Annotated in this window: 9 protein-coding genes; 3 read left to right on the top strand and 6 right to left on the bottom strand. The window is 58.0% G+C overall.

Features of this window, described 5'->3' with window-relative positions; translation table 11 throughout:
• Positions 1 to 3: 3 nt before the first annotated feature.
• The 3 genes from WCS52_01315 (at position 4) to WCS52_01325 (ending at position 4,383) form a co-directional block, all read left to right on the top strand.
• Positions 4 to 390 carry a type II toxin-antitoxin system VapC family toxin gene (locus WCS52_01315; GenBank protein ID MEI6165812.1) on the top strand — a complete coding sequence of 129 codons (387 nt, stop codon included), beginning with the start codon at positions 4 to 6 and terminating at the stop codon, positions 388 to 390.
• Between the two features lie 76 nt (positions 391 to 466).
• Entirely contained in the window at positions 467 to 2,734 is a 2,268-nt protein-coding gene (locus WCS52_01320) for a hypothetical protein (protein ID MEI6165813.1), read from the top strand.
• A 17-nt stretch (positions 2,735 to 2,751) separates the two neighbouring features.
• Positions 2,752 to 4,383: a hypothetical protein gene (locus WCS52_01325; GenBank protein MEI6165814.1), complete on the top strand. Its 1,632-nt coding sequence runs from the start codon at positions 2,752 to 2,754 to the stop codon at positions 4,381 to 4,383.
• Positions 4,384 to 4,726: 343 nt separating this feature from the next.
• Here the strand turns inward: WCS52_01325 and WCS52_01330 are convergent, their stop codons facing one another.
• From WCS52_01330 to WCS52_01355, 6 genes are all read right to left on the bottom strand, one after another.
• Positions 4,727 to 6,187 (bottom strand): MFS transporter, encoded by a 1,461-nt coding sequence (locus WCS52_01330; GenBank protein ID MEI6165815.1) that lies wholly within the window; start codon positions 6,185 to 6,187, stop codon positions 4,727 to 4,729.
• Entirely contained in the window at positions 6,184 to 8,655 is a 2,472-nt protein-coding gene (locus tag WCS52_01335) for a glycoside hydrolase family 38 C-terminal domain-containing protein (protein MEI6165816.1), read from the bottom strand. Before WCS52_01335 ends, WCS52_01330 begins: the two co-directional genes overlap by 4 nt.
• A 6-nt stretch (positions 8,656 to 8,661) precedes the next feature.
• A complete protein-coding gene (locus WCS52_01340) occupies positions 8,662 to 9,996 on the bottom strand; it encodes an FAD-dependent oxidoreductase (GenBank protein MEI6165817.1) in 1,335 nt (444 codons plus the stop codon).
• A 207-nt stretch (positions 9,997 to 10,203) separates the two neighbouring features.
• On the bottom strand, positions 10,204 to 13,062 hold the full coding sequence (locus tag WCS52_01345) for a hypothetical protein (GenBank protein ID MEI6165818.1): 2,859 nt from the start codon (positions 13,060 to 13,062) through the stop codon (positions 10,204 to 10,206).
• A 2-nt stretch (positions 13,063 to 13,064) separates the two neighbouring features.
• Entirely contained in the window at positions 13,065 to 13,814 is a 750-nt protein-coding gene (locus WCS52_01350; protein MEI6165819.1) for an SGNH/GDSL hydrolase family protein, read from the bottom strand.
• Positions 13,815 to 13,925: 111 nt separating this feature from the next.
• Positions 13,926 to 15,686: a hypothetical protein gene (locus WCS52_01355; protein MEI6165820.1), complete on the bottom strand. Its 1,761-nt coding sequence runs from the start codon at positions 15,684 to 15,686 to the stop codon at positions 13,926 to 13,928.
• Positions 15,687 to 15,742: the final 56 nt, after the last annotated feature.

The following is a 15,742-nucleotide window of genomic DNA, read 5'->3' on the forward strand; positions in this document are numbered from 1 at the left end:
CCCATGACACCCCGCCCCGTATTGATTGACACCGACGTGCTGATTGACTTTCTCCGGGGGCTTGACAAAGCGGGGAACCTCATCAGGGCACATCAGGCTCAAATCATTCTTTCCGCCATCAGCGTTGCCGAACTCTATGCAGGAGTAAAGGGCGACAAGGAACTCGCCACACTCAATGCCTTTGTCGATCTCTTTCGGGTTGTCCCAGTCTCGACGGAGATCGCCCGCCTGGCAGGCCTTCACAAGCGCGACTTCCATAAATCACATGGTATTGGTCTCGCCGATGCCATTATGGCGGCAACGACCAAAGCCGAGAACGCAGAATTCAAGACCCTCAACATCAAGCACTACCCCATGCTTAAAGGGCTCTCGCCTGCCTACTCAAAATAAGCGGCAGGTCCCGATTGCAAACAAGAATGGCCGAGAGCGCCACTTGACGGTTGAATGAGAATGGTATGCTTGTCATATGAATACCCACCAACATAGAGTTGCTTTCTGCCTGACACTGCTCCTGCTCACCGCGCCCCTGGCCTCATTCGCGGAAGTCGCGCGCCCTCAGCTCCCCTTCGATCCGGCCACCCTGCCACTGCTTGACGAGGTGGATCTGGCGGCGCCCGAACCCGGCCACCGATTCCGGGTCTTCCCCGACACGGTCGTAGTGGAGAAAAAGGCCATTCTCGGCAAGCCCTGCCTGCTGTTACCCGACCGCCCGGATGCACCGGATCGCTATGTGGCCGTGCGCCTGGGTGAAGGCAAAGGCCTGAAGGACGGCGTGCCTTATGTCCTGCAGATCGACTACCCGGAGGATGTCGCCCGCAGCATGATTGTCTGGAACACCGGCAATGAGACCACCCGCGCCTTCCATACCGGCAACTCAGTAGGTGATGCGCTTAAAATGCCCTATGTGTCCGGCAACCCCGAGTCCCTGGCCTATCCGCTTTCCGGCCGTTGGCAGAACTGGACCACCGTCTTCGAACTGCATCCCCACTACCCGGAACTCGCCCGCATCAGCGACCGCCCCCTGACACCGGCCGACGGATTCACGGTGGTCCTGGCCCATTATAAGCATGCCAATGATCCCACCTCACAAGGACTTGCGGCCGGTCGTGTCCGCCTCTACGCGGCACCTGACCTGAAGTCCCTGACCTTGACGGTCAAGCGCCCTCCTGCCGCCTTACCGCAACGCCACCTTTTCTGGCGCGAGGAGATGTCGGATGGAATTATCTTCGACAAAAAGAACCCGGCCTTTGAGCCGCCGAGAATGGCGGAGTGGTATGCGGCCAAGATGCGCCTGATGAAATTCCTGGGCATGGATACGTTTTCCAAAGACCTGCTGGAGTTCGGCCATAACCAGGGCTGGGACTCCTCTAAATACGGCAGCAATGACTGGGTTTACCAAACCCCCAACCCCCAGCTCTGGAGTCAAGTGGTGACGCTGGCCGGATCAAACCAGGTGAACGTGCTGCCCTTGTATGAATACTGCGGCAGCATCGGCGGACGGTTGGCGCTGGGCCCGCAACGCCGTTGCAAAACGTTGGGGCAGGCGGGGAAAGGTCCCAAGGGACGCGACGATTACACGCATATCCACTGGAGCGAAAACGCCAATGCCGACGTGACGGATCCTGACACCATTGCGGACTTCCGCAAGATGCTGGAAATCACCATCACCGACGAGAAAGGCAAAGCGAATTTCCTGGGAGCCTGGCTCCGCCCCCGTAATAGCGGCCTGCCCGTCAGTTTCTCCGACCGCTGCCTGAAGCTCTACGCCGACCAGACCCGGCGCCCTCAGGCCCCTACCCGCTCCCAATTGAAATCCGACAAAGCGCTCTATCAGGACTATCTGAACTGGTGGCATCTGAAGCGTCATGATTTCTTTGTCGCCATCCAGGATTACCTGGGCCAACCCTCGGTACTCGGCACGAACGCGGTGCTTCTGTTCACTGGTGACCCGAGCGAGCCCGGCAAAATCTTTGAGGGGGGCGGCATTGTCACCGATAATCCCGGCCCATTCCCCGGCGAAAAAACCGTTCTGCCGGACAGCGTCATCTCCCAGCATCTGGGCTGGGCCGCCCTGACCGGCGAACACGACACCTGGGGCGGCTGGGAGTGGCAGCACTCCATTCCGAGTCTCGATCCGCAGAATTATACCCATACCCCGGGCGTCCTGCTCACCATGGCGTTCAGCCGGCAATACTCGGTATCGGACCCCAAAGCCTTGCAGGGGTTCCGGACCCCGAGTGGACTGGCGATGATCCGTCATTACCCCCTCAATGAAAATTGCTTTGGCGACAACAAAGACAAACCCATTGGCTATTTTGTCGCGGATTTCGAAGAGGCCGGCCCGTATTGCATGCTGGCAGAGGCGCGCGCCCTGGCGCTCGGCGACCCGACCTATATCGGGTACCTGACGGCCAACAGCCTGCAACGCGGCTTCCCGGAATATGTCCGCGCCTTCAATCAGGCCTTTCTCGCCCTCCCCGCCCTGCCGGGCCAGACGGTGGCGAATGCGGCCTCCGACAAACAGGTGGTCGTCCGCCAGATTTCAACCCCGAAAGACGGGACCTGGTATGCGGTGATCAATACCGGCATGACGGATGCCAGCGATGTCAGAATTACTCTTAAGCAACCCAACCTCACTGACTACCTCACCGGCAAACCGGTCAGACGGAAAGGCCAGACGACCTCGGTTTCCCTCTATCCCGGACAGGTACTAGTCTGGTATTCTACTCCCTAAATGAAGGAAATGATTAAATGACAACGACCACCGGAACACCGCCATCGCCACACCGTAGCGCCCATTCTGAACTGCTCTCCCCTGTTGAGATCGTGGCGGTAACCGCCCGGGGCGACCGTAAACTCTCCCATACCGATATGCTTAACTGGTCCGCCGGGTCGATCCGGGTCAGCCTGGTTGACACGTCCGACAGCCTGGCCATCGATATTGAGGCCCCCGGCGAAAGCCTCGCCAGTTTGATCATCCGCTGGCGCCATCCGTCACATTTCCTGCTTCTGGGCGACCACTGGGAACGCTCCTACGGTGACCTTCACTGGGAACCGGAAAACCCGGACCGCATCATGCCCTGGTATTTCATGGCCAACAGCGGCGCGGTCACGCATGGCGCGGGGGTCAAAACCGGGGGAAACTCCTTTGCCGCATGGAACCTCTGTGACGGCGTTCTCAAACTGGTGCTGGACACACGCTGTGGCGGATCCGGCGTCCAACTGGGAGCCCGCACGCTCCGGGCCGCCGAAATCGTAGTCCTGAAGGGCGATGGCAGCGAATCCCCGTTCCAGGCCACCCAACGCTTCTGTTCGATGATGTGCCCGAAGCCACGTCTGCCGAAGGCCCCGGTCTACGGGATCAATGACTGGTATTTCGCCTATGGCGCCATCACCCGCGAGGTGATCCTTGATCATGCCGAAATGCTGGCCCCGCTGGCCGTCGGTAACGCCAACAAACCCTTCTGCGTCATCGATGCCGGCTGGGCGAAACGGGCGCCGGGTAAAGAGACCATTTCCTGCTGGGCGGACTACTACGACACCCCCCATGATTCCTTTGGCGACATGACGCAAGTGGCCGGCGATCTCCGGAAGCTCGGCTATCGCCCTGCCCTGTGGACCCGCCCGCTCTGCGCCAGCCACACCGATAACCCGAATCTCCTGGTCCCCCATATTCCCCGCGTGGAGGCGCTGGGCTACCCGATTCTGGATCCGACGATTCCCGAGAACCTGGAGCGGATCAAACACAACCTCCACACCTACCGCCAATGGGGCTACGAGATGGTGAAGCACGACTTCTCCACGGTGGACCTCTTCGGGAAGTGGGGATTCCAGATGATTACGGACCGCGACATGACCTTTCCCGGCTGGCACTTCCATGACCAGAGCCTGACCAATGCCGAGGTGGTCCTTCAACTCTACCAGGCCCTGCGTGACGCCGCAGGGGATGAGCTCCTCCTGTTGGGGTGCAACACCATCAGCCATCTCTCTGCCGGCCTTTTCGAAGTGCAGCGGATCGGGGATGACACCAGCGGCCAGGAGTGGGCACGTACCCGTAAAATGGGAGTCAACACCCTCGGTTTCCGGGCACCCCAGCACAACCGGTTCTATGCAGCGGACGGAGATTGCGTGGGCCTGACCCCGGCAGTCCCCTGGGCAAAGAACAAACAATGGATGCAACTGCTGGCCGAGAGCGGAACCCCGCTGTTTATCTCCGCCCAGAAAGAGGCCGTTGGCCAAGAACAACGCGCCTTCATGAAAGAGTGCTTTACCCTCGCCGCCCGTGATCTCCCGGTAGGCGAACCCCTGGACTGGCAGGAAACCCCCTTCCCCCGCAAATGGAAGTTGAACGGCAAAACGGTCGATTTCAATTGGGATGAGTGAATCCATCAAAGGGTGCTAAAACAACAATGACTGGTTTTAGCACACGGAAAAGTCCTGCGCACATATACATAGGCGGGCCTCTCCATTCGCCGTAAACGGACTTGGTGGACGCCGACGTCCCGGCGGCGTGAATGCCCAAAAGGTGAAACCATCCTGACCTCAATCAGCGGCATCAGCGGCCGCCGAGACGTCGGCCGCCACCTCTCACGAACCGAAAGGCCCGCGAGCCCACACGTATGTGGGCCTTTCATAGCAGCGTCAGGACGACGCTATCACTTTAGAGCAAGTCCGGGCTGGGAGGGTTACTGGCCCCCATTTTCGCTGACCGTACTCGCGGATACACTTACGTCCCCTGGCTCGCATCTTTGCAGTCGGGTATTGGCGGCTTATAACTCACATCGCCACCATAGCGCTTCCAACTCTTATACAATTTCAGAAGAATGAAGAAGGCAGGAATACCAAAGGCAAGTTGCCACACCGGTATAAAGAAATAGGCCCGCTCCTTACCGACAAAGTGGCCCATGAGATCAAGGAATCCCCCTGCCAGACCACCCCCGACAATCCCCCCAACGGCTCGCCACACGGCATTAGTTGAACAAAACTGTCCATACCGCTCCCTAGGCAAAAGCCTCATCAGCAGGGGCGGATCCCACGCAAAGGCCAATGCCGCCGCAGGGGCACCAAAGCAAAGGGAAAACGTCATCGCAACCCAGAACGCCAACTCCGGAGTCGGGTGCCAGAACATCCAACTCAGACCTGCCGGAATGGTCAGCGTCAGACTTACAATAGAGGCAGCAATGACCACCCGAATCGGATGATACCGGTCAGCCAGCCACCCCACCCCCAGCGTCAGAATCCCAACAACAATGCTCGTGGTACCGCCAATCTTGCCCATCTGAGCCAGATTCAAACCAATTGCCAGTGAGAAAAAGATACCGAAAGTGGCCGTACCACCCCCAATCGCGCCAATAAAAGAGCAAAACCATAAATACCAATAATGGCTATGGGAATGGCATTCCTTACCGTAAGTCTTGATCGCCGCAATCGGTCCCACCTGCCCCCCGACATACGGCGGCGGCGGAGGATACAGCCCTTCCTTGACGTTGAAACACATCAATGTGAATCCCACGCCATAGAGGATCGCCGCACCAACGAAAATCTCTGTGGCATGCGTGCCTGCAAGCGGAAACACAAAGAAACTATAGAGCGAGCCCGCCCCCAGGGAGATGATCCGGAACCACGACATGAATCGAGCCAGAAGATGCTCAGGCACGACATCATTGAATAAATACCAGAAGACTGAAGTCACGAAGGTGTTGAAAAACGTGAAGCACACCAGAAATACCCCGAACGTCCAGATCGCCACCCGGTTCGCCGTGATCGCCGTCGTCCCAATTTTGCTGTGGATCCAGAACCCGATCTGATCACCAAACGCCAGCCCGAACAGGCAGATCACCAGAAACGGTAACGAGGCCAGAATGAATGGAATCCGCCGCCCCCAACGGCTGCGGAACCGGTCACTCTTGAAACTGATCACCGGATTCATCAGGGAATAGACGATTCCAGGGATGGTTCCCAGAATCAACCCCATCTCGGTATTGGTTGCCCCCAGCGCCTTGAACCGCAACGGCATGATGCTGGGGGTCACCGTCTCCATCAGCATATAGCAGAAGTCACCCCACAGCAGCCAGAAGCACAAGACCGCCAGAGCCGGCTTGGTATAAGTCAGCGTGCCACAGTGATAAACCTTCCGGCCATTCTCTACCGTAAAATCCGTTTTTTTTTCGACATGACTGTCCATCATGGTTTACCCGTTCCGGTTTCGACAATGGATGTGCGGGTTGCCTTCCAACGGCCACCCTGTTTTAGAAGGCGCCAACTTGCCAGGGTATTCGCCTTGACGGCCCCCAACTGAATGGTCTGTCCAAGCCACGTCCAGGTCGCCACCGTTTTCTGGCCGGACGTCTCCTGAACTCTCAAAACCAACCCTTTGCCATCCTCGGCCCTTTTCAAAGCCAGAACCTGAAGCGAGGCTGGACTGAGCGACGCCAACGACCCCGTTTTCGGCAGCGGCCCTTGCTTGGCCGGAACCAGAACCGCCACCGGTGGCTGCTCCAACGTCTGAGCCAGGAACGGGAGTTCCTTATTGCCGGGATTGATCAGAAAACGGAACTTCAACTCCCCGCAATCCACCGCAGGACGCCAGTCCTTCATCAGAGGCGGCCCACTGTGGGCGTACCCGCTGGAACGCACCACCGTGGCGCGCAACATTCCATCGGTACAGTCAAAACAATAGAGGCTATCGCTGGCAAACCCGAAGGTCCCGGCCTTGCCAAAAGTCCGAACCCAGCGTCCGCCGGGCACCTCACCGCAGGGTTTGCGCCTGACCCGGGCACCGGGCACCTCGAACTCAGCTTCGGTAGCACCCACCGGCATCACCAACTTGAGCCGGGCATACCGCTCATTCCAGAGAACGCGCGCCGACACCTCGACCGCATCCTGCCCACGGAAAAGTTGAAATGAAAGCTCAATCCATGATCGCGCGCCTGCAAGCCGGACCCACAATTTGGCACGCTCCGGTCCGGACTCCAGCGTCTCAACCGCCGCAATTTTCCAATGCTCCAGGACTTTCGAAAGATTTATGGTTTCAGGCTGACCTTCGGCGCCCCATGACCCCAATTGATCCTCCACCACAACGGCCGACAACCCCTCTCCACCCAGCACGGGCTTCCCCTTGCGACCTATCTTGATGCCCTTGCCGCCGACCTTTGCCTGCACCTGATACAACCCGTTATCAATCATGCCGGGTTTCCCGGCGCACACCGGGTTTGACGACTGGGGCTTCTCCGCGCCTTCCACCCATCCATACTCAAACACCTTCCACCCGAGCGGCGGCAACTCAACCGGCACCACCACTCGCTTCCGCCAGGGTGCCCCCCAGTTGTCCAGGGCATTTTCATTGGCAACCACCTGAAACGGCAGGGCTCGCCCATCGGCATCCAGCACCCGCAGTGGAAGCTGGTCACCACGCCCCTTGTATTGGGCAATGTCACGGTAGTCCATACATGCTTCCCACTCCATATGCCCCTTGAACGGCCAGGGATGGGGATTCCAAACCAGCACCGGTAACGCAGAGGGGAAATCGCCCTCCGGCTTTGCCACGCGGGTATCTACCTTCAGGGCCAGCGCATTCAGAGCGGACAACTCAACCCGCTGGGACTGATGAAACGCCCCGCCCAGCCAGGCCAGTTGTTCATCATATGCCCGTTCAATACTGGAGCCGGGAAGAATGTCATGGAATGAATTGAATAACACGCTATCCCACGCCTCGCGCAAGTCCGCTGGCTTTTCATTCAGCGAACTGCGGATGACGGAGTCAGTCCGTTCAACGGAAGCCAGTAATGCCTCGGTTTTGCGGTAGGCAAATTTAAATTTCGCCACAGAGGCATAGCATCCACGCAGAGTGAAATTCATTTCCCCGTGATGGATCGGCAATTCAGCCTTTTCCTGATGAAGCGCATCGAACAGACGGTGAAGCCCCGAATGCACCACGTTGACCTCAGGGTGCGCGGCCGCCCACCGGCGGATCTCCCGAACATGCACGCGGCTCGGCCCTCCTCCATGGTCACCCAGTCCGTAAAAAATTCCCACATTCTTCAAATCACATTTGAGGGCCTCCTCCAGGGAGGCATCAAGCCGGGGTTGCATCTCCATGCGTTGCGTGCCGTACCACCCCACTGTGGGCCGATAGCCCATCACCCGTGACCCGCCCGGACCTTCCCACCAGAACGCCGGCTTGGCCAGCGGTAAAGTCCCCTCCATGGGCCGTGTGAAGGCAAACCCGGTGATGCCGGACTGCGCCATCACTTCCGGCAACCCGGCACAATGACCGAATGAATCCGCCGCCCAGGCAACCCGCGCTGTGAAACCGAAGCGGGATTTGAAATAGCTCTGCCCATGGGTAAAGAGACGGGCGAACGTCTCAGCGGCCGGCAGATTCGTGTCCGGCTGGATCACAGTGCCGCCCACCACATCCCAACGCCCGGCCTCGATGTACTTCAGAATACGCCGAAACGTCTTCGGGTCATGCTCCTCGATGAATTGATAAATCGCCGATTCGCCCCGGACAAAAGTCAACTCATCGAATTCGTCCATCAGGTTTAAAATCGTCCGGCAGGTAATCAGCCCCTCGTTCATCCCCTCACGCCAGTCCCATAACCAGACGGGATCAAGATGAGCGTTTGCAATCAGGTGGAATGTTATTTTTTTCATGGGGTATTATGTCGTTTTTGAAGTATTGGGCAGGCAAGCGCCGGCTTTTACCAACTCCGCCTGTAATTTGGAAACATCCAGTTCCCTCGGTGTCACCCCTTGAGCCGCCGCCATCGCGGCCGCCATCCCCGCCGCCTGACCGGTAATGAAACAGCCGGGCATCACCCGGATCGAACCTAGCATAAGCCGGTCCACGCTGATGCAACGTCCCGCAACAAGGACATTGTCAAGCCCGCGGGGAACCAGACTCCGATAGGGAATGCCGTAACTTTCCCCTGGCTTATACCGCATCTCCGCAAACTCCTTTTCAAACCGCTTGTATTCCGTCTCATCGTTGGGCCGTGTCACATGAATATCGATCGGATAACAATAGCGGCCGATTTCATCGGCAAAAACCGCCCTCGACGTGAAATCGCCCACGTTCAACATATAGTCACCCATGATCCGCCGGGTCTCACGCACCCCCAACACGGCACCGGTTGAGACCAGTTTCATTCGGGAGAACCCAGCCACGTACTGATGATAGTAATTCTGATACTCCATCATCATCTGGCGCCCCCCAACCATCGCCTGAGTCAGTGAGCGCTCATCCGTCGCATCCACCCCGAACGCATGTCCGACATTCCCTCCCCCGAGTCCTTCTGAAATCTTCCAGATGCCAGGCAGATGCTTGTCGCAGTGTTGGAACACTCCGGCACGATAGGCTTCTTCAATCCGGGCCCCTTGCGGCACCTCCCAGATTACCTTGTCAAAATCAACATCGGCCCAGATCGAGCAAAGCGTGCCGGGCATCAACTGCCCCTGGTCATCCCCTTTTTCAAAGGAGGCCCCCGCCTGCACAGCCAGATCCCCGTCACCAGTGGCATCAATAAACTGTTTGGCCTGTACAGCAAAGAGGCCGCTCTTCCCCCAGAGAATGGCCCGGCTGACCGTTCCCCCTTCAGCCTCCACCCCGATCAAGTGTGTGTGAAAGGAGAAGGTTACCCCCGACTCGATGATCATCTCGTCATAGACCCGCTTCAAGACCTCGACTCGAATCGTATAGCCACTGGTACGATCCTCCCCCGGTTTCCTCCGGGGCGTCCCCTCCGCAGCAATCAACCGATCCAATAGGTGTTCCCCAAATCCCGCAGCCAGAAAGGTGACTCCATCACCAAACTGCATGAATGCCGGCACCAGCCCGGATGTGCCCATCCCGCCAAAACAGCCCTGCCCTTCGGCAAGAAAGACACTGGCTCCCTGCCGGGCTGCCTGCCAGGCGGCAGCACAGCCAGCTGGCCCGCCCCCTGCAACAAAAACATCCACCTCATGTCGAACAGGCACTTCACGCTGAAATTTCATTCCATCACACTCCTTTTATATAACCCAGGAAACAGTCACGGCAATCACTCCGGAATTACACGCTACACACTATATAGTTTTTAACGAAAACAATCAACATAAAGGCGGGTGGATCAACCACTGGCAACGGAATCAGAATCTCCCCTGCTTGGCCCACACGGGCCAACAACGTCTTGAACGCGCGATGCTTCATGCGGGAACTTCCCCTCAGGGCTTAAAATGGTCCTCACCCGCCAGTAGGCCGGTCAGAATCGGACGGGTTCCCAGTTCAGAAGTAATCGCCCCCTCTGCATCAACCACACGGATAAGGATATCACCTTCGCGCGCCAAACTGTTCTCGGGCGTATTGACGGTAAAATGCAGCGGATTATCCTTGGCTTGAGCCACTGTCCATAACGGCGGGGCAAGCAAGGTGACGCGTTGGGGCTCAGCCGTACCGGAGAGTTCAACAACACCGGGTGCGCCGCGCATCAACCGGACGGGAGCCGTGACGATCTTGAGCGGCGATTCACCAAGTGTCTCCGGCAGAGTCGCCGGACCCTTAAACGCCAGCAACAGCGGATCGGCGCAAACGGTGAGGCCAATCCCCTTCCCTCCCGCCTGCATGACAGTGCGGCGGCCATCAATATGAATCACCGTAACCTCCTTCACTCCAGGCAACGGCAGAAAGAGGTCGGCCCGACCTTTGCCGCGCCAAAGGGTGACGAAGCACTCACCGGCAGGATTGCGGAAAAGGCACGCATACGTGCCGTCAGCCCAAGTCTTCTCGGCCGTGAACTTTTTATCGAGAATGCCGTTCATCAGGTTGTAGCAACACACCCCGTCGAGGCGGACGGCGTACTTGCAGTAGCGGCTGTCGAACATGTTGAACGAATCGCCGCTGGTGCCCAGGGCCTTGCCATCGGGATCCGGGTAAAGGTAGTCGAACCAGCCGATGTTCACCCCTCCGGCGGCGAAGAAGGCGGCAAACTTGCGAATCATGTCGCCGGAGATGTGTTGTCGGGTTAGACCCTGACTGTTGAGCCCGATCTCGGTTGACCAGATCGGCTTCTCACACTTGTACTTTTTCATCAGCGCCTGGTAGTCCTTGATCGACTGGCGAACACTTTCCGGGGTCTCGTAGACATGGAAGTCGTAGACGTCGCCGATCTCACCGTAGCCGGCCTGGAACCATTCCTCGATGGGCGGCACCGAGGTGGGAATGACAACGGTCTCGGGAGCGACCTTCTTGACCTCATCGTAGGCGATCTTGTACGCCTTCATCACCGTCTTGAGGTGCTCACCAGTGATGTTCGGTTCATTGCCGAAGACCACACCGAGCGGCTTCTGCGGGTAGGCGCCGTTCTTGGCAAAGTAATCCTGCACCGCCTTGCGGATAGTCGCCTCGTCGGTCCACTTCTCCCAGTCCTTACCCTTACGCTCGATCGAACCGACGTTGGCGCCGCAGCCGGTGACCACCCCCGCGCCCAACTCCTTGCACAGGTTCATGTTGTTGTCGCCCCACAGACCGATCCAACGCACACCGAGGCGATCGGCAAGGCGGATGTACTCGCCAATGCGTCCGTCCCAGTTACGCGAGTTGAAGGGAATCTTAGCGGGCGGAAACGACTTGGTCGCGGCGATCGGCAGGGTGGCGAAGCCCGAGCTGTTTTTAAACGGCTCGTTATCGGACAGCGGCACCTGCGCATGAAATTCGTAGTAGCGCCCCATTTCCAGCGGCACCGCAGCAAGATCCACGCTGGCCTCGTAGCGGAAACGGGTCTTGTTCTTGCCATTGGCTTTCACCGTCACAGTCCCTGGTGCAGCCTGCTCACCCCCCCAGTAGTCGCGCACCGACCAGGTCACCACCTGCTCAGCCTCACTCAACGCACGGGTAGACTCAACGCTGATCGTGTAGGCGCGACGATCCTCCGGCTTGAATAGATTACCCAGGGCCGCCGTGGCAAGGACGATGCGGTCAACGGCGGGCAACTTTTTGGTGGTATCCAGCGGTTTCACGGCCAGATCGTCGAGACGGAACGTGCCGACGGTCTTGTTGATCCGAGCGACCAGACGACCCGCCGTGGTCTGAAGGGGCGTTCGCACCTGTTTCTTCACCACCTGCCAGGGCTTCTGGCCGTAGGGAGTGGCAATCTCCATTGTCTCAATGACTTTGCCGGAGGCATCGATCGCCTCAAAGTGGAGCGAACCGCAGTAGGATGCATCGGGCGATTCGAGATCAACCGACATTGCGGCTGAGATTTCCCACACACCGGGGACAACCGGGAAAATGGCCGTTGTCGCCGAACAGGGATTCTCGCGTTCGGCCTTGACTCGTTCAAGCGCCAGGGAGTTGGCCCCCTTAAAGGCATCCTTGGCCACCTTCACCGTGCCTTCAGACTTCCATCCGGCTGGCAAGACATTGGAGTCCTCAAAACCGCAACTCCAATCGGTGGTGCCGGAACGCACTGTGGCAACAAGACCGGCCACCCAAATCGTAGTCGTTTGCTTCTTCTGACCGGTAAGAATGCTGACCGACTGCAACTGGCCGTTCCACCCATCGGGCTTGCCCTTGAGTCCGCCCCAAGACTGGTACTGGGCGACCCCCTGCACCGCCTCGGCGGTACCGCGTTTTTCAAAGAAGCGGGCAATCGGAAAACTGACCAGACGCCAGTCGTCGGACACCGGATCCAACTTAAGCTTGATCTGATGACACCGGCCACCACCGTCGCCCAGGCGCAACGTCAGCCCGCCAAGGCCCGGGGCCTTGAGCCAGAACGAAACACTTTCAACCTCCAGCTTCATCGCCTTCACATTGCGGCTCATGTCGCAATACATGCCGCCACCGGTGAGGTCTGCCGTCAGGCGCAGACTGGGTTTGCCGTCCTTGTTCACCGCCGGGTCCGCCACCAGCGACACCTTGGCCCCGGGGAACTCAGCGCCATTGTTGGCGCCCCAGCCTTTGGCTGGATTGGTGCTGTCAATCAGCGGAATGTCCTCGGCTTGCAGTGTCGCCATCGCCAAAAGGAGAAATGCCCCAAGAGCAATACCGGCGTGTCGTCGGGCGGAGATTTTTAAAAGGGACATGGTTACTCGGCCTTCTGTGTTGCCATTTTGGCCTCAACACTCCTCACCACCTCTGACGCCAGCACAGCAGACCCCCCGGGGGCAAAGTGAACGTCACCCGGGCGCAGAAACTCCTTCCACCGGGGAAGGATGGCGGAATACAAATCACAGATAGCAACCCCATTGGCCTTCATTACTTCCAAAGCGGCCGCATTGCGCGGAGGAATAAAATCAAAGAGCCTTCCTGTCGTGACCTCTGGAATGGGAGTCGTCGTCGCAAAAATCAGGCTCGCACCCGTCGGCTTCAGCAAGTTGATGATCTTCTGGAGATTATTGGTATACGCCTCGATACTGGTGGCCGGATGCGCCCCCTCCCTTGTCTGAGCCACCTTCCCCTCGCTGTCATACAACTTCGCATCATGGACTCCGAAGTTGAACACCACCACATCCCATCGACCCGTTCCAACCCAGCTTTTCACACCTGCCACGCCGGTTCCAGTCGCCGAACCGTTCACAGGAATCCGGTGGACATTGGCTTTCCCCTGGAGAAGCGCCCGGACCGGCAGGGTATAGGCGATGGAGATCGAGTCGCCAATCAGCAGGACACGCGGCAAGCCGGGAACATCCTTGATTTTCGCCATGGCATTGTTCTGGGGAACGGCCGCATCCGCCACCGTTTCACCGGTATTCATGCCATTGGTTTCCTGGGCGACGGCGACAGAACCGGCGCATACCAGGGTTGTCATGAGAAAGGTTGTTAGCACAGATTTCATAAGTCTCCTCTTTCTATTCACCGTTCCTCCAAACACAACTTCTGGAATTGTCTCCTTGGCCGGCGTCATGTTTCTTACGCGCACTTCCTTGATAAAGATTCGAGATTCCCGTTATTTCGCCAGCTTCGTCACCGTCACACTCTGGATGCAGTACTTACCGGAGTTGATACGGAAGTCGAAGGCCCAGGAGGCGACAAACTGAGGGTCATCAATCCGCCAGGTCGCCTTGTGCCATTCCTGGTTGTCGGGAATGTCGTAAGGCTTGGCGTCCTTATACCCACTGGTGGATTCATACTGGAGGGTAAGTTTGAAGGGATCATTCTGCTCGTTACGGCGGACTACAGCGGTGATCTCGACCGGAACGGTATCGTAGGACAGGAAATTGGGATCCACCAGGAAGGCATTGCCGCCCGGCACATTGCCAGCGCGGGCGTTGCCGCCATAGAGAACAACATCGGCGGCAATGCTGTCGGCCGACAGGGTGTGCAGCCCTTTCTCCACATTCTTCGCACCCATGGTAACCGAGACCGATTTGGCGTCCGTGTAATCGCCACCCCATGGGAACGGTTTGGTTTTGTTGGCCTTCGCCTGCGCCACCAGTTTGTCCGGGACACCTTTTTCAATAATGATCGGATCGGCCGTCAGCGGCACTTTGAAGGCCTTGACGATCTGGTCAATCTGCGGATTGATATACTCCACCCCCGAATCGAACTCCACCTCGTCCGGCGTAGCGGTTGCAGCCCATGTGATCAGGACAACTCCGTTGGCCCCCTGAAAGACAAAGGCGTAGTGCTTATCGTTGAGCAATACCCAGCCGAGATAACGGGGGTACTTGCCCAGATAGCGAATCATCACTGACAAGGCGGTGTAGGATGGACGTTTATTGCCTTTGGCATCCATCAGGCCCATTGGACCGCTGTCACCATCCCGGCCTTCAAACCACTGAATACATGCGATGCCCTGGGCAATGCCCATGGTGTAGGTCTTAACCAGCGCCTGAGCCTGCTTGGCGGCACTGCGCTTGGCATCATAGCCAATCTCGGTAAAGAAAATGGGAACGTTAACCTTGGCCGGATCCTGGGCGGCCAGCATCTTCCGCACCTTGGAGGCAATGGTCAGGAACAGCGGCTCGGTACCCGGATGGGAGGCCACCGTACCCAGAACCTCATAAGGATGCAGGGTAATGTAATCGTAATGGCCCTTCGCCCCGGCCTTGATCGCCGCGTCCAGATAATACAGATACACGGACTTGGTGGCCAGCCCCACCAAGGCATCCGGGTTGGAAGACTTGGCGGCATCGTAGGAGGCCACCATCACTTTGGCATAATCGGAGGGAGGCGCGTTCTTGGTACCGTTTGGCGGTTCGTTCCAAACCTCGAAGTACTTCACCCGGCCCTTGGTATGCGCCACCATGTTGGAGACATAGTTCGACCACTCGGGCAGACAGTCCAACGGAAGCCCGCTGGGCGGCAATCGACTGGTGCCATTCGTGAGCCATTTCGGACGACGTCCCATGAGAAGCGCCCCGGCATGGACATTTTGGGATTCCAGATAGTCCAGACGTTCATCCGTCACCTTCCAATTGAATTTCCCCTGCTCAGGTTCACACCCCCAACTCCCCCCGAAACATCTCACATCGGTAACCCCAATCTCCACCATCTGAGGGATCCAGGTGGGAAAGCACTGCGACCGCATCGAACAGGGCCCAATGCCAAAGGGACTGACCGGCCGATCTACAGGCCGGACAGGATCCGCGGCCAACGTTCTGGCCGGTAAAGCGAACAGGCAACCGATCAACATGACGCTGATCGCAATACGGAATGCAGGAACACGGGCAATGAGTTCACGGTTTACTGGTGGTCTTTCATTCATAAAACTTTCCTTTGCCTGACAGTACTGGCGCATAACGTTAAACACTATATAGTACT

The sequence above is a fragment of the bacterium genome, assembly GCA_037128595.1.
Classification (GTDB): domain Bacteria; phylum Verrucomicrobiota; class Kiritimatiellia; order CAIKKV01; family CAITUY01; genus JAABPW01.

What these genes read in the sequence shown, in the direction of transcription:
- WCS52_01315 (MEI6165812.1), top strand. Translation starts at nt 4, where the DNA reads ATGACACCCCGCCCCGTATTGATTGACACCGACGTGCTGATTGACTTT.
- WCS52_01320 (MEI6165813.1), top strand. Translation starts at nt 467, where the DNA reads ATGAATACCCACCAACATAGAGTTGCTTTCTGCCTGACACTGCTCCTG.
- WCS52_01325 (MEI6165814.1), top strand. Translation starts at nt 2,752, where the DNA reads ATGACAACGACCACCGGAACACCGCCATCGCCACACCGTAGCGCCCAT.
- WCS52_01330 (MEI6165815.1), bottom strand. Translation starts at nt 6,187, where the DNA reads ATGATGGACAGTCATGTCGAAAAAAAAACGGATTTTACGGTAGAGAAT.
- WCS52_01335 (MEI6165816.1), bottom strand. Translation starts at nt 8,655, where the DNA reads ATGAAAAAAATAACATTCCACCTGATTGCAAACGCTCATCTTGATCCC.
- WCS52_01340 (MEI6165817.1), bottom strand. Translation starts at nt 9,996, where the DNA reads ATGAAATTTCAGCGTGAAGTGCCTGTTCGACATGAGGTGGATGTTTTT.
- WCS52_01345 (MEI6165818.1), bottom strand. Translation starts at nt 13,062, where the DNA reads ATGTCCCTTTTAAAAATCTCCGCCCGACGACACGCCGGTATTGCTCTT.
- WCS52_01350 (MEI6165819.1), bottom strand. Translation starts at nt 13,814, where the DNA reads ATGAAATCTGTGCTAACAACCTTTCTCATGACAACCCTGGTATGCGCC.
- WCS52_01355 (MEI6165820.1), bottom strand. Translation starts at nt 15,686, where the DNA reads ATGAATGAAAGACCACCAGTAAACCGTGAACTCATTGCCCGTGTTCCT.